We start from the raw sequence: 14088 nt of genomic DNA, 5'->3' as shown, positions 1-14088 counted from the left end.
AATCGAGGCCGGTCGTCGTACGGTGAGCGGGTGGAAAAGGGCGAGCGGGCGGCGGAGGACCGGTTCCTGCCGGTGCCGGACGTGCTGGCGTACCTGGCCGGGAACTGGCGGGTCCGGCGGTCGGTGCGGGACCTGGCGGGCGGCGGGACGGGGGAGTTCACCGGCACGACGGCCTTCGGCGCCCTGGACGGCGGCGGGCTCCTGCACCGGGAGTGCGGCACGTTCGTCTGGCAGGGGGTGGCCCGGCCCGCCGAGCGGACGCTGCGCTTCCTGCCCGGGAGCGTGCCGGGCACGGCCGATGTGCGCTTCGCGGACGGGCGGCCCTTCCACGATCTGGACCTGCGCTCCGGGCGGCACCTGGCCGGCCATCCGTGCGCGGCGGATCTCTACCGGGGCGAGTTCACCGTCCGGGACGCCGGGCACTGGCGCACGGTGTGGCGCGTGGGCGGCCCCGCGAAGAACCTGCTGCTGACGACGGACTACGCGCGCGAGGACTGAGCCCCCGGTACGCAGACCGCCGGGGGTCGGTCCCGGCCGTCCGTTCCCCGGGCCGGCCGTCAGGGCAGCGCCTCCGCGCAGGCCGTCCGCAGGCGGCGCACGCCCTCGGCGATCTCCGCCGTGCCGCCGACCGCGGCGAAGCTCAACCGCACGTGGTCGGCCGGGGGTTCGGCGCTGAAGTAGGGGCGGCCAGGGGTGATCGCGACGCCCGCGCGCAGGGCGGCGGCCGTCAGGGCGGCCTCTCCCCCAGGGCCGAAGGCCCGGGAGGCGCCCCCGGTGCCGTCGGGCAGGCGCAGCCACAGGTGGTAGCCCCCGGACGGGACGTGCGGCAGGGCGAGTTCGGGAAGGTGACCCCGCAGCGCGGTGGTCATCGCGTCCCGACGACTCTTCAACTCCGCCGCGAGCGTGCGCAGATGACGCGGCCAGGCGGGTGAGCCGACCAGTTCGAGAGCGGCCTCCTGCAACGGCCGCGGCACGAAGAACGTGTCCACGACCTGGATGGCGCGCAGCCGTTCCAGCACCGGGCCGCGCGCGACCAGCGCGCTCACCCGGAAGCTGGGCGAGGTGGCCTTGGTCAGCGAGCCGACGTGCACCACGACCCCGTCCGGGTCGGCGGCGACGAGCGGGGGCGGCAGGGTGCCGGCGTCCTCGTGCGCGAGCCGCCGCACGAAGTCGTCCTCGACGACGAAGGCTCCGGCCTCGCGGGCCGTCCGCAGCACCCGCGCGCGCCGGTCGGGGGCGAGGACGGCGCCGGTGGGGTTCTGGAACAGGGGCTGGCAGACGAACACGCGGGCGCCGGTGGCCCGGAACGCGTCGGCGAGCAGTTCCGGCCTCACCCCCTCGGCGTCGACGGGCACGGGTACGGGCCGCAGCCCGGAGGACCGGGCGATGGCCAGCATGCCGGGATAGGTGGGCGACTCGACCAGCACCGGAGCGCCGGGCGGGGCCAGGGCGCGCAGGGCGGTGGTCAGCGCGGACTGGCCGCCCGCGGTGATCAGGACCTCGGCGGCGGTGACGGTCCCGCCCGGTCCGCCGATGTCCCGCGCGAACCACTCGCGCAGCTCCGGCAGCCCCTCCAGCGGCGGCCTCCCCCACGTCCCGGGACGGCGGCCGGCCCGGGACAGCGCGGCGGCCATGGCCCGCTCGGGCTGCAACGAGGGGTGCAGGTATCCCCCGTTGAACTCGATCACGCCCGGCGGCGGGGCGGCCAGCGAGATCGTGACGCCGGAGGCGTCCACCGTGCGCGGTACGAGGTCGGCGGCGCCGTCCGCGCTGAGCGCGACCTCCTGCCAGGAGGTGTCGCCGGCGGGAGCGGCCGTCCCGCGCGCCGGGGCGCGGAAGGCGCCGGCACCGGGACGGGTGACCACCAGGCCCTCGGCCGCCAGCTGCGACAGGGCCCGCGAGACGGTCACCGGACTGACCCGGTACCGCTCGACGAGGACCCGGCTCGACGGGAGCTTTCCACCAGGTGAGTAGCGGTCCAGTTCCCGCCGCAGGCATTCTGCGAGTTCGGCGACGCTGCTACGCTGTTGCATGAGAGCACAGAGTAGCGCTACCGCACCGACATCGATAGCGGTGGACGCCCCGGCCCGCCCGCGCGCCGGCACCCTTCAGGCGGCCCTCGGCGTGGTCGCCTTCTCCCTGACCTTCCCGGCCACCGCCTGGGGCCTGGAGGGCTTCGGACCCTGGTCCCTGGTGGCCGTGCGCAGTGTGCTCGCCGCGGTCCTCGCGGGCGGCTGCCTGCTGGCGCTGCGCGTACCGCCGCCCGCACGCCGGCACTGGCCCGGCCTCGCGGTCGTGGCCGCCGGAGTGGTCCTCGGCTTCCCGCTGCTCACCACGCTCGCCCTGGAGACCTCCACCACCGCGCACGCCGCCGTCGTCGTGGGCCTGCTGCCGCTCACCACGGCGCTGCTCTCCGCGCTGCGCTTCGGCATCCGCCCCTCGCGCACGTTCTGGACGGCGGCGCTGGCGGGCGCGGCGGCCGTGGTGGCCTTCACCGTGCAGCAGAGCGGCGGTGCGCTGACCACCGCCGACGGCTACCTGTTCGGCGCCCTGCTGGTGTGCGCCGCCGGCTACACCGAGGGCGGCCGGCTGGCCCGCGTGATGCCGGGCTGGCAGGTCATCGGCTGGGCGCTGGTGGCATGCCTGCCGCTCACCGTGCCCGCGGCCGCGCTCGCGCTGACGCACGAGCCCGTGCACCTGGGCGTCCACAGCGTGACCGGACTGCTCTGGGTCGCGGCGGGCTCGCAGTTCCTCGGGCTGGTCGTCTGGTACCGGGGCATGGCCGCCGTCGGCATCCCCAAGGCGAGCCAGTTGCAGCTGGCCCAACCCCTGCTCACACTGGTGTGGTCGGTGCTGCTGCTCGGCGAGCACCTCACTCCGGCCGCCCCCGTGACGGCCGTAGCCGTGCTCGTCTGCATCGCCGTCACCCAGCGGACGCGCGGCTGACCGGCGCTCACACCGGTGCCGACCGCACACCGGCCCGGCGGCTCACCGGTTCCGGCCGCGCTCCGCATCGTAGACTCGGAATCGGAAGTCGAGGACCGCTGCTCCCGCACATGGTGAGGAGGCCCCGCAGATGCGCGCAACCGTGGGCGACCAGCTCGTCCAACACGGCAGGGTGGTCGGTCAGCACGACCAGATCAGCGAAATCGTCGAGGTCATGGGCACGGAGGGCAACCCGCCGTACCGCGTCCGCTTCCCGGACGGGCACGAGGCCGTCATGTCACCGGGCCCCGACTGCCAGGTCCGCCACAAGAAGGAGCACGAACACCACTGAGTCAGCGCGGGGGTCTCGCCGGCCGGCGGTAGTGGTCGGCGACGACCCGCGCCATGGCCCCGGTCGGATCGGCCGCCACCTCCTTCGCGGCGAAGAAGACGTGCCCGCGCACTTCCGGGTGCGTGGCCGCGAGGGTGAGGTGGCGGGACAGCTCGTCGGGGTCCTGCCAGGCCGCGCCCTGCGCGGGGTCGCCGGCCTTGTAGAGCGCCTCCCCCACGTACAGCCGCGTACGGCTGCCGCGTGCCGCCTCGGCCCACCAGGGCAGCAGGGCGGCGTAGTCGGCGGTGGCGAAGCCGATGGCCCAGTACAGCTGTGGGACGACGTAGTCGATCCAGCCCTCCCCGACCCACTTGCGGGTGTCCGCGTACAGGTCGTCGTACGTCTGCACGCCGGCCCGGGTGTCCGAGCCGCGCGGGTCGGACGAGGCGTTGCGCCACACCCCGAAGGGGCTGATCCCGAACCGGGCGCCCGGGCGAGTGGCGGCGATGGCAGCGGCCGTCTCGCGGATCAGCCGGTCGATGTTGTCGCGCCGCCAGTCGGCCCGGCCGGCGAAGGCACCGCCGTACCGGTGGTGGGCGACGTCGTCGTCGAAGGTCTGCCCGGCGACCGGATAGGGGTAGAAGTAGTCGTCGAAGTGGACGCCGTCCACCGGGTACCGGGACACCGCGTCGAGCATCGCCCGCTGCACGAACGCCCGGACCTCGGGCAGGCCGGGGTTGTAGTAGAGGCACCCGCCGTGACGGACCACCCAGTCGGGGTGCCTGCGGGCCGGATGGGAGGCGGCCAGCAGGGACGGGTCCTCGTGCAGGGCGATCCGGTAGGGGTTGAACCAGGCGTGCAGCCGCAGTCCGCGGGCGTGTGCCTCCGCCACGGCCGTGCCCAGCGGATCCCAGCCCGGGTCCCTGCCCTGCGTGCCGGTGAGGAACTGCGACCACGGCTCGTGGGGCGAGGGCCACAGCGCGTCGGCCGACGGGCGCACCTGGAGGAACACCGTGTTGAGCCTGCGGCGCACCGCCACGTCGAGCAGGGCGGTCAGCTCGCCGCGCTGCCGGGCCACGCTCAGCCCGGTGCGGGAGGGCCAGTCGCGGTTGCGCACGGTCGCCAGCCACATGCCGCGCATCTCGGTGGCCTCGGCGCGGCTCCTCCGGTCGGTGCCGGTGCCGCCCGTCGCGGTGGCCGCGTCGCCGGTCACCGCCAGGGTCGACAGCGCCGCCACGGTGAACGACCGTCGAGTCACCCGTGTCCCTCGGGCCATCCGGGCACTCCCCGTACGCCGTGGATCCGCACGGTCACGGATCGTTCACCGGCCCAGCATGCCCGACCCGGGCGACCGATCACGGCCACCACGGGGGTAACGTGCACGATCGGAGCAGGCACCGCACAACGGGCCGCCTGCCACAGCCGTAGGAACTGCGAAAGGGACGATGTGACCGGCATTTCGGGAGACATTGCACGCGTCGGAGTGGTGGGCTGCGGCCAGATGGGTGCGGGCATCGCCGAGGTGTGCGCCCGGGCCGGCCTGGAGGTGAAGGTCGCCGAGACCACCGGCGAGGCTCTGGAGATAGGCCGTACCCGGCTGTTCAACTCCCTGGCCAAGGCGGCCGAGCGCGGCAAGATCAGCGAGGCGGAGCGGGACGCGACGCAGGCCCGGCTGAGCTTCACCACCGACCTCGGCGAGTTCTCCGACCGCGACCTGGTGATCGAGGCCGTGGTGGAGAACGAGCAGGTCAAGACCGAGATCTTCCAGGTCCTGGACCAGGTGGTGACCCGGCCGGACGCGATCCTGGCCTCCAACACCTCCTCCATCCCGCTGGTGAGGCTGGCGGTCGCCACCGCGCGGCCCGACCAGGTGGTCGGCATCCACTTCTTCAACCCCGCCCCGGTGCAGCAGCTGGTCGAGCTGATCCCGGCGCTCACCACCTCCGAGGGCACGCTGAGCCGGGCGCAGCTGTTCACCGAGAAGGTGCTCGGCAAGCACGCGATCCGCGCCCAGGACCGCTCGGGCTTCGTGGTGAACGCGCTGCTGATCCCCTACCTGCTCTCGGCGATCCGGATGTTCGAGTCGGGCATCGCCAGCCGCGAGGACATCGACAACGGCATGGAGCTGGGCTGCGCCCACCCGATGGGCCCGCTGAAGCTGTCCGACCTGATCGGTCTGGACACGGTGGCCTCGGTCGCCCATTCCATGTACGAGGAGTACAAGGAGCCGCTGTACGCCGCTCCCCCGCTGCTCCAGCGCATGGTGGACGCCGGGCGGCTCGGCCGGAAGTCCGGCTCCGGCTTCTACACCTACGGCTGACCACGAAGAGCGACGGTCAACGGGCCCGGCACCGAGGTGGTGCCGGGCCCGCGTCATTCGCACACCGTGTGCGCTCCCTCAGGACAGCGTGTCCTGTCCGAGCCTGAGGTGGTGCAGGAGCAGCAACGCGGCCGCCATGTTGGCGGCCGGGACCTCGCCGCGGGCGACCAGGTCGGGAACGAGCTTGAGGGGGACCCATTCCCGGCGGTCGGACTCGAAGTCGTCCGCCGGGTGTCCGACGTACTCGCCCTCGTCCGACCAGTAGATGTGGTGCCGGGCGTCGGTGAGTCCGTTGGACGGCTCCACGCTCATGAGGTGGTGCAGGGGTCCCGGCCGCCAACCGGTCTCCTCCTCCAGTTCCCTGGCGGCCGCGGCCGTGATGTCCTCGCCGTCCTCCACGACGCCCGCCGCGAGCTCCCAGCCCCAGCTGTCGGTGATGAAGCGGTGGCGCCACAGGAGGAGGACCTCACCCGCCTCGTTCACCACCGTGGCCACGGCGACGGGCCGCAGGCGTATCAGGAAGTGGTCGAGGTGCCGGCCGTCCGGCAACTCGACATCCGCGAGGTTGACGGTGAACCAGCGGTTTGCGTACACAGTTTGTTCGTTCTGTTTCGTCCACTGCACGGTTCTGCCACCTTCCGTCGGGTCAGTGGCAATATCGCAGCCCGAACGGTCCCGCAGCAGACACACGGCGAGCCGCCGGGAGCACCGCCCCGCCGTCACAGCGGTACGCGCAGGGCCCCGTCGATCAGTTCGGCCGCCTCGGCCGTGCCGGCGCTGCCGCTGCGCACCAGGTGCTCGCGCACCGCGCGCAGTCTGTCCCGCAGCCGCTGCGACTCCATCCCACGGGCCTGTTCGGCCATCCGCACGGCCGTGGCCACCGCCTTGTCGGCGTTGCCCCGGCGCAGTTGGATCGTGCTGAGCATGGCCAGCCGGTGCACCCGGCCCCGGTCGTGCGCGGGGTTGTCGACGGCGGCCGCGGCGTGCTCCTCGGCGGCGGCCAGCTCGCCGAGGCTGAGCAGGGCCTCGGCCACCTGCACGTTGACCAGGCCCGGTTGGACGTAGCCCGTCTCGTCGGGTTCGTATCCGCGCCGGATGCGTTCGGCGGCGGACTCGGCGCGCCCGATGCAGGCCAGGGCGCTCGTGCCGTCGCCGAGGTGGGCGTAGGCCTTGGCCTGCATCGCGTACAGGTCGGAGACGAGCGCGGGGGTGATGTGCTGGCCGGCGGCACGCAGCGCGGCCTCGGCGAAGGCGACGGCCTGGCGGTACTCCCGCATGAACAGCGACTGGTTGACCAGCAGCGCGATCACATACGCTCCAAGTCCCCGGTCCCCGCTGGCCTTGGCGAGCCTGAGCGCCTGGTGGAAGTAGCGCTGGGCCAGGCCGTGCGCGTCGGAGTCATAGGCGCAGATGCCCACGATCGCCACCAAGGCGCCGGTGGCGCGGTGCAGTTGGCGGCCGGTGGCGTCGGTGTAGCTGCCCCGCAGCAGCGGGGCGGCCTCGGCGTTGAGAAAGCCCACGACACGGCCGCGGGTCGCGACGCCGCCCGCCTTGCGGTACATCTGCTCGTAGTGCGTGCGGGCGGCGCGCAGCATCTCGATGTCGGACGGGGTGACCCGGTGCGGGCCACCGCGGGAGACGTCCACGTCCTCGGGCGGGTTCTCCCACTCCCACACGGGCATGACGGCGGGCGTGCCGGTCACGGCGGGGGCTCCGAGAAGGTGCGGGCGTTGCTGCTCGTCGGATCGCCACAGGGCGGTGGCGCGTTCGACGAACCCGGACAGCGAGGTGCCGTGCGGCGAGGAGGGCTCGCCGGGCACGCCGAGGCCGATGTCGTCGAGCGTGACCGGCCGACGCAGCCGGCCCGCCAGCACCTCGCAGATCAGGTCGGGCACCTGGCCGCGCGGCCGCTGGCCCTTCAACCACCGGGCCACGGCGGTGTGTTCGTACCGGAGCGCGAGTCCGCGGGCCCGCCCCTCCTGGTTGACGTGCGCTGCCAGGCCCGCGTGCGAGATCCCGGCCTCGTCCAGGATCGCGTCGAGCAGTGTGTTGGGCTGCATGGGTGCCCCCCGGTGGCTCAGTGGCGACAGCGTAGTGCGTTCGCCTTCACACGGGGTGTGAACGGAGCACGCGCATCCGGGCTGTACGCGCGCTGTCGCGGCTAGTCCCCACCGGGTTGACTGAACCGCCTCCTCCAAGAGGCCGGCCGGGCCGCCGGCTCCCCCTCAAGAACCACGGCGGCCCGGCACGGCGGCGCTCCGCGAGGTGGCCGGCCTTGTCGACCCGGGCGGACTCAAGAAGGGGCGCGGGGAACTGCGCGACCGGCCACCGGCCTCCACCGAGTGGCCCACCCCGTCGACCGAGGCCGACCCAAAAAGGGGCACGGGGAACTGCGCGACCGGCCACCGGCCACCCGCAGCCGACCCGCTCCATCGAGTGGCCCACCCCGTCGACCGAGGCCAGCTCAAAAAGGGGCACGGGGAACTGCGCGACCGGCCACCAGCCACCCGCAGCCGACCCGCTCCATCGAGTGGCCCACCTTGTCGACCGAGGCCAGCTCAAAAAAAGGGCGCGGGGAACTGCGCGACCGGTCGCCGACTGCTCGCAGCCGGCGACGGACTCGCAGTCCCCCGCGCTCGACCCGTCAGCTGCGCAGAACCGCCCCCGTGCGCTCAGCGGCCAGCGCCACCGCCGCGTCACGGGCGGCGGACGCCTCGTCCACGGTCAGCGTGCGGTCCGGCGCGCGGAAGCGCAGCGCGTAGGCGAGGGACTTGCGGCCCTCCCCGAGCTGCTCGGCGTTCTCGTAGAGGTCGAACAGCCGGATGGACTCCAGGAGTTCACCGGCACCCTCGCGCAGCGCGGCCTCGACGTCGGCGGCCGGGACCGGCTTGTCGACGACGAGGGCGACGTCCTGCGTGGCGACCGGGAACGTGGAGATGCCCGGCGCCCGCGGGGTGTCGTCGCCGGCCTGCTCCAGCACGTCCAGGTTCAGCTCCATCGCGCAGGTGCGCTCGGGCAGGCCCAGTGCCTTGACCACACGCGGGTGCAGTTCGCCCGCGTGGCCCACGACCCGCTCGGCACCGTCCACGGTGACCGCGAACTCGGCGCAGCGGCCCGGGTGCCACGGGCCGTACCGACCCTTGCGGACGATCGGTTCGGCCCCGGTTTCGCGGGCCACGGTCCGCGCGGCCTCGACCGCGTCGGCCCAGTCGGCCGGGCGGCCCTTGCCCCACCAGCCGGTCTGCTCACGGGCGCCCGCGAGGACCACGGCCACATGGCGCGGCTGCTCGGGCAGCGCCGCGTTCAGCTCCGCGATCTCCTCGTCGGTGGGACGCCGGTCGACGGGCGGCTGGGCCGCGACCCGCTGCTCCTCGCGCGGGTGGAAGACCAGGCCGGTCTCGAACAGGGCGAGATCGTGGCTGCCGCGGCCGTCGTTGCGGCGCAGCGCGCCGAGCAGGCCCGGCAGCAGCGTGGTGCGCAGCGCGGGCTCCTCGTCGCTGAGCGGGTTGACCAGCCGGACCACGCGGCGCGCGGGGTCGCCGGGCTCGAGGCCGAGCTGGTCGAAGACCTGCTCGCCGACGAAGGGATAGGTCGGCGCCTCGACGTAGCCCGCGCCGGCCAGCGCGCGGCCGACCCGACGGTGCAGCCGCTGGCGGTGGGTGAGGCCGCGGCCCGAGGGGAGCCTGGGCAGCGTGGAGGGCAGGTTCTCGTAGCCCTCCAGGCGGATGACCTCTTCGGCCAAGTCGTTGGGGTCGGTCAGGTCGGGCCGCCAGGACGGGACGGTGACGGTCAGCTCGTCCTGCCCCTCCACCTGGCAGCCGATCTGCTGGAGCCGGCGGACGACGGCCTCACGGCCGTAGACGACGCCCGCGACCTTGTCCGGGTGGTCGGCCGGCACGGTGATCGTGCGCGGAGCCGCGGGCGCGGCTACCTCGGTGACACCGGCGTCGGCCGTGCCGCCCGCGAGCAGGACCAGCAGGTCCACCGTGCGCTGGGCCGCGGCGGAGGCGGCCTGCGGGTCGACGCCCCGCTCGAAGCGGCGGGAGGCCTCCGAGGACAGTTTGTGACGGCGGGCGGTGCGCGCGATGGAGACCTGGTCGAAGTGCGCGGCCTCGATGACGACCTCGGTGGTCGCGTTCTCCGTGTCCTGGTGGTCGGCGATCTCGGTGTTGGCGCCGCCCATGACGCCCGCGAGGCCGATGGCGCCGCGCTCGTCGGTGATGACCAGGTCCTCGGCGTGCAGCGTGCGCTTGACGCCGTCGAGGGTGGTGAACTTCTCGCCCTCCTCGGCCCGGCGCACGCCGATCGTGCCCTGGACCAGCTTGCGGTCGTAGGCGTGCAGCGGCTGGCCGAGCTCCAGCATCACGTAGTTGGTGATGTCGACGGCGAGCGAGATCGGGCGCATCCCGGCCTTCTGGAGGCGGCGCTGGAGCCAGATCGGGGAGCGCGCCTCGGGGTCGAGGCCGGAGACGGTGCGCGCGGTGAAGCGGTCGCAGCCGTGCGGCTCGTCGATCCGCACGGCGTAGCCGAACGCGTTCGGCGCCGGTACGTCGAGCAGGGCGGGGTCGCGCAGCGGCAGGCCGTAGGCGATGGCGGTCTCGCGGGCGACGCCGCGCAGGGACAGGCAGTCGCCGCGGTTGGCGGTGACGGCGATGTCGAGGACCTCGTCGACCAGCTCCAGCAGCTCGATGGCGTCCTTGCCGACCTCGGTCTCGGGCGGCAGCACGATGATGCCCTGGCTGCCGTCGTCGCCCATGCCCAGCTCGTCGCTGGAGCAGATCATGCCGTGGGAGGTCTTGCCGTAGGTCTTGCGGGCGCTGATCGCGAACCCGCCGGGCAGCACGGCGCCCGGGAGGACCACGACGACCTTGTCGCCGACGGCGAAGTTGCGGGCGCCACAGACGATCTCCTGCGGCTCGCCGGTGCCGTTGGCCTGGCCGACGTCGACGGTGCAGAAGCGGATCGGCTTCTTGAAGCCCTCCAGCTCCTCGATGGTCAGCACCCGGCCGACGGCGAGCGGCCCCTTGAGGTCGGCGCCGAGCTGTTCGACGGTCTCCACCTCGAGGCCGGCCGAAATGAGCTTGGCCTGGACGTCGCGCCCGGTCTCCGTCGCCGGCAGGTCGACGTACTCCCGCAGCCAAGAAAGCGGGATCCGCATCAGATCTCCATCCCGAACGGCCGGGTGAACCGGACGTCACCCTCGACCATGTCTCGCATGTCTTCGACGTTGTGGCGGAACATCAGCATCCGCTCGATGCCGAACCCGAAGGCGAAGCCGCTGTACTTCTCGGGGTCGACGCCGCAGGCGGTGAGCACCCGCGGGTTGACCATGCCGCAGCCGCCGAGCTCGATCCAGCCCTCGGAGGAGCAGGTGCGGCAGGGCCGGTCGGGGTTGCCGACGGACTCGCCGCGGCAGACGTAGCACACCATGTCCATCTCGGCGGACGGCTCGGTGAAGGGGAAGAAGTTGGGCCGCAGCCGGGTCTTCATGCCCTCGCCGAACAGGGACTGCACCATGTGGTCCAGGGTGCCCTTGAGGTCGGCCATGGTCAGGCCCTCGTCCACGGCGAGCAGCTCGACCTGGTGGAAGACGGGCGTGTGGGTGGCGTCCAGCTCGTCGGTGCGGTAGACGCGGCCGGGGCAGATCACGTAGACCGGCAGCTCGCGTTCGAACAGGGAGCGGATCTGCACCGGCGAGGTGTGGGTGCGCAGGACGACACCGGACTCGCTGCCGCCTTCGGGGCCCTGCACGAAGAAGGTGTCGGCCTCGCCGCGGGCCGGGTGGTCCGGGCCGATGTTCAGGGCGTCGAAGTTGAACCACTCGGCCTCGGCCTGCGGGCCCTCGGCGACCTCGTAGCCCATGGCCACGAAGACGTCCTCGATGCGCTCCGAGAGCGTGGTCAGCGGGTGGCGGGCGCCGGCCGGTACGCGGTCGAACGGCAGCGTGACGTCGACGTCCTCCTCGACCAGCACACGGGCGTCCCGCTCCGCCTCGAGCTCGGTCTGGCGGGCGGCGAGGCCCTTGTTCACCGCGCCGCGGGCCATGCCGACCCGCTTGCCGGCGTCGGCCTTGGCGTGCGGGGGCAGGGCGCCGATCTCGCGGTTGGCGAGGGAGAGCGGGGAGGCGGGGCCGGTGTGGGCGACCTTGGCCTCGTGGAGCGCGTCGAGGGAGTCCGCGGCGGCGAAGGCGGCGAGCGCCTCGTCCCGCATGCGCTCGATCTCTTCCGGTTTCAACGCCTCGACCTCGACAGGGTCGTACGACTTATTGGGTGCCGACATCTCTTCCCGTGCTTCCGATTGGCTGGCTGGAGGTCCCCGTCACCGACTCGCACCGACTCGCGGACAGATCGTCACGGTTTTCGGGACACAAAGGTGCCAAAGGCCGAGTCTAACGGGGCCGGGGAAAGCGAATGCGCCCGTGGGTCCGCGGCGGGTGCTCAGAGCAGGTGTGCCGGGGTGCCCACGGGCAGGGTAAATCGGATCTCCGCGCCGCCCCCTCGGGCGCGGCCGACCGTGATGGTGCCGCCGTGGGCCTCGACGATGCCCTTGACGATGTAGAGCCCGAGTCCGGTCCCGCCGCGCTTGCTGCCCCGCCAGAAGCGGGTGAAGACACGGTTCATGGACTCCTCCGGAATGCCGGGCCCCTCGTCGCTCACCGTGACCGACGTGGCGGTGTTCTCGATGGTCCCGGCGGCTTCCCCTTCCCGTGGGGACGGCGCCGGTGTGACATCGATGGTGACGGATCCCTCGCCGTGCCGCACGGCATTTTCCACGAGGTTGCTCAGCACCTGGTCGATCTTGTCGGGGTCGGCCCACAGCTCGGGCAGCGGTTTCTCGACGCGCACCAGGAACCGGTCGGCGGGCTGGCCTGCGGCGACGTACGCCTGGACGTGCCGCCCGACCGCGGCGCCCATGTCGACGGGCTGACGGCGCACCTCCAGGCGGCCGGAGTCGATGCGGGATATGTCGAGCAGTTCGGCGATGAGCCGGGTGACGCGGTCGGCGTCGGCGTCGACGGTCTCCAGCATCAGCCGTTTCTGGTCGTCCGTGAACCTCTCCCACTTGGCGAGCAGGGTCGCCGTGAAGCCCTTGACGGAGGTCAGCGGCGAGCGCAGCTCGTGGGCGACGGTGGCGATCAGCTCGGCGTGGCTGCGCTCGGTGCGACGGCGGGCCTCGGTGTCGCGGAGGGAGACGACGACACGGCGGACCGGGCCGGTGGGGTGGGTGCGGACGTACTTCGCGGAGACGAGGACCTCCCGGCCGCCGTGCAGCAGGAGGTTGCGCTCGGGCTGGCCCACCCGGATGGCCAGGCCGCCGTAGGGGTCGGTCAGCTGCCACCAGCGGCGCCCCTCCAGGTCCTCCAGCGGCAGGGCCTTCTCCAGGGGCTGTCCCAGGGCCTGGTCGGCGGGCACGGCGCTGATCCGGGCGGCGGCGGCGTTGAAGCAGATGATCCGCCCGTGCTCGTCGGCGATCACCAGGCCGTCGGGAAGGTCGTCGGGGTCGACGCCGAGGCGGGCGGGATCGTCCTGCCGGGGCGCGGGTGGTCGTCGCGCGTCCCGCGCTCCGGGCGCGCGACCGGTGCCGACACTCATCCCCTCACCCCACCTCTCAGCCGGTGCAGCAGGCCCCCGGGCTGGTCACCCTACTGGTTGCGGGTGGCGGAGCGGCAGCCTCCGGAGCCGCGCTGCGCACGGGCCGACGCGTACAGACATACGGCGGCGGCGGTCGCGAGGTTCAGGCTCTCGGCCTTTCCGTGGATGGGAACGCGTACGACGGCGTCGGCGAGGGTGCGGGTCTCCTCCGGCAGGCCCCAGGCCTCGTTGCCGAACACCCACGCGGTGGGGCCGCCCATGGTGCCGTGGTCGAGCTCGTCGTCCAGATCGTGCTCGCCCGCGCCGTCGGCGGCGAGGATGCGCACTCCGGCGTCCCTGAGCGCGGCGACCGCCCGCTCGACGGGGACTCCGACGGCCACGGGCAGGTGGAACAGGGAGCCGACGGAGGCCCGGACGGCCTTGGGATTGTAGAGGTCGACGGAGGCGTCCGTGAGGACGACCGCTTCGGCTCCGGCGGCGTCGGCGCAGCGCAGGACGGTGCCGGCGTTGCCGGGGTCGCGCACATGGGCGAGGACGGCGACGAGCTTCGGGCGGGCCGCGACGATGTCCTCGAAGGGGGTGTCGAGGAACCGGCACACGCCGACGAGCCCCTGCGGGGTGACGGTGGTGGAGATGTCGGCGATGACGTCGTCGGCGGCGAGGTGGATCCGGGCCCCCGCGGCGCGGGCCTCCCCCACGATGTCGGCGTACCGCTCGGCGGCCTCGACCGTGGCGAACAGTTCGTCGAGGGTGGGCGTGTCGCCGACCCGGTGTGCCGCCGCCTCCCGCACGGCCTGCGGCCCCTCCGCGAGGAACAGGCGCTCCTTGCCCCGGAAGTTCCGCTTGGCCAGCCGCCGCGCTGCCGAGACGCGGGGCGAGCGGGGGGAGATCAGGTCAGGGGTGGCGGGGGGCATGGAGAG

The 14088-nt window shown here is 73.3% G+C and carries 12 protein-coding genes; 4 read left to right on the top strand and 8 right to left on the bottom strand.

The features are described from left to right. Positions 1-30 precede the first annotated feature (30 nt). A complete protein-coding gene (locus ACFY3J_RS11990; RefSeq protein ID WP_384175420.1) occupies positions 31-498 on the top strand; it encodes a DUF6314 family protein in 468 nt (155 codons plus the stop codon). A 59-nt stretch (positions 499-557) separates the two neighbouring features. On the opposite strand, the gene ACFY3J_RS11985 is transcribed toward ACFY3J_RS11990, so the two are convergent. Next, positions 558-2033 carry a PLP-dependent aminotransferase family protein gene (locus tag ACFY3J_RS11985; RefSeq protein WP_390840808.1) on the bottom strand — a complete coding sequence of 492 codons (1476 nt, stop codon included), beginning with the start codon at positions 2031-2033 and terminating at the stop codon, positions 558-560. On the opposite strand from ACFY3J_RS11985, the gene ACFY3J_RS11980 reads away from it, so the two are divergent. After that, on the top strand, positions 2032-2946 hold the full coding sequence (locus ACFY3J_RS11980) for a DMT family transporter (protein ID WP_390840807.1): 915 nt from the start codon (positions 2032-2034) through the stop codon (positions 2944-2946). The genes ACFY3J_RS11985 and ACFY3J_RS11980 overlap by 2 nt on opposite strands. Before the next feature lie 130 nt (positions 2947-3076). Then, entirely contained in the window at positions 3077-3277 is a 201-nt protein-coding gene (locus tag ACFY3J_RS11975; RefSeq protein ID WP_141362616.1) for a DUF1918 domain-containing protein, read from the top strand. Position 3278: 1 nt separating this feature from the next. Here ACFY3J_RS11975 and ACFY3J_RS11970 read toward each other — a convergent pair whose 3' ends face one another. After that, entirely contained in the window at positions 3279-4532 is a 1254-nt protein-coding gene (locus tag ACFY3J_RS11970) for a glycoside hydrolase family 10 protein (RefSeq protein ID WP_384175414.1), read from the bottom strand. Between the two features lie 171 nt (positions 4533-4703). Here ACFY3J_RS11970 and ACFY3J_RS11965 point away from each other — a divergent pair, with 171 nt between their 5' ends. Beyond that, positions 4704-5576: a 3-hydroxybutyryl-CoA dehydrogenase gene (locus tag ACFY3J_RS11965; protein WP_384175412.1), complete on the top strand. Its 873-nt coding sequence runs from the start codon at positions 4704-4706 to the stop codon at positions 5574-5576. A 78-nt stretch (positions 5577-5654) separates the two neighbouring features. On the opposite strand, the gene ACFY3J_RS11960 is transcribed toward ACFY3J_RS11965, so the two are convergent. The 6 genes from ACFY3J_RS11960 to ACFY3J_RS11935 form a co-directional block, all read right to left on the bottom strand. Then, positions 5655-6200, bottom strand: a complete 546-nt coding sequence (locus ACFY3J_RS11960) for an NUDIX domain-containing protein (protein ID WP_384175411.1) — start codon at positions 6198-6200, stop codon at positions 5655-5657. Between the two features lie 95 nt (positions 6201-6295). Beyond that, on the bottom strand, positions 6296-7636 hold the full coding sequence (locus ACFY3J_RS11955; protein ID WP_384175409.1) for a transcriptional regulator: 1341 nt from the start codon (positions 7634-7636) through the stop codon (positions 6296-6298). A 584-nt stretch (positions 7637-8220) separates the two neighbouring features. Further along, positions 8221-10734: a phenylalanine--tRNA ligase subunit beta gene (gene pheT / locus ACFY3J_RS11950; protein ID WP_384175407.1), complete on the bottom strand. Its 2514-nt coding sequence runs from the start codon at positions 10732-10734 to the stop codon at positions 8221-8223. Further along, on the bottom strand, positions 10734-11855 hold the full coding sequence (pheS, locus tag ACFY3J_RS11945; protein WP_384175405.1) for a phenylalanine--tRNA ligase subunit alpha: 1122 nt from the start codon (positions 11853-11855) through the stop codon (positions 10734-10736). The genes pheT and pheS overlap by 1 nt, the downstream gene beginning before the upstream one ends. 158 nt (positions 11856-12013) lie before the next feature. Then, on the bottom strand, positions 12014-13168 hold the full coding sequence (locus tag ACFY3J_RS11940; RefSeq protein WP_384175403.1) for an ATP-binding protein: 1155 nt from the start codon (positions 13166-13168) through the stop codon (positions 12014-12016). Between the two features lie 50 nt (positions 13169-13218). Continuing rightward, positions 13219-14082 (bottom strand): TrmH family RNA methyltransferase, encoded by an 864-nt coding sequence (locus ACFY3J_RS11935; RefSeq protein ID WP_384175401.1) that lies wholly within the window; start codon positions 14080-14082, stop codon positions 13219-13221. Between the last annotated feature and the right edge of the window lie 6 nt (positions 14083-14088).

Origin of the sequence: Streptomyces sp. NPDC001231, assembly GCF_042896885.1 — a bacterium.
Lineage (GTDB): Bacteria > Actinomycetota > Actinomycetes > Streptomycetales > Streptomycetaceae > Streptomyces.
This window is presented reverse-complemented; position numbering and strand designations above follow the sequence as displayed.

Coding starts and splice junctions, on each gene's coding strand:
- ACFY3J_RS11980 (WP_390840807.1), top strand. CDS start 2,032: ATGAGAGCACAGAGTAGCGCTACCGCACCGACATCGATAGCGGTGGAC.
- ACFY3J_RS11985 (WP_390840808.1), bottom strand. CDS start 2,033: ATGCAACAGCGTAGCAGCGTCGCCGAACTCGCAGAATGCCTGCGGCGG.
- ACFY3J_RS11975 (WP_141362616.1), top strand. CDS start 3,077: ATGCGCGCAACCGTGGGCGACCAGCTCGTCCAACACGGCAGGGTGGTC.
- ACFY3J_RS11970 (WP_384175414.1), bottom strand. CDS start 4,532: ATGGCCCGAGGGACACGGGTGACTCGACGGTCGTTCACCGTGGCGGCG.
- ACFY3J_RS11955 (WP_384175409.1), bottom strand. CDS start 7,636: ATGCAGCCCAACACACTGCTCGACGCGATCCTGGACGAGGCCGGGATC.
- pheT (WP_384175407.1), bottom strand. CDS start 10,734: ATGCGGATCCCGCTTTCTTGGCTGCGGGAGTACGTCGACCTGCCGGCG.
- pheS (WP_384175405.1), bottom strand. CDS start 11,855: ATGTCGGCACCCAATAAGTCGTACGACCCTGTCGAGGTCGAGGCGTTG.
- ACFY3J_RS11940 (WP_384175403.1), bottom strand. CDS start 13,168: ATGAGTGTCGGCACCGGTCGCGCGCCCGGAGCGCGGGACGCGCGACGA.
- ACFY3J_RS11935 (WP_384175401.1), bottom strand. CDS start 14,082: ATGCCCCCCGCCACCCCTGACCTGATCTCCCCCCGCTCGCCCCGCGTC.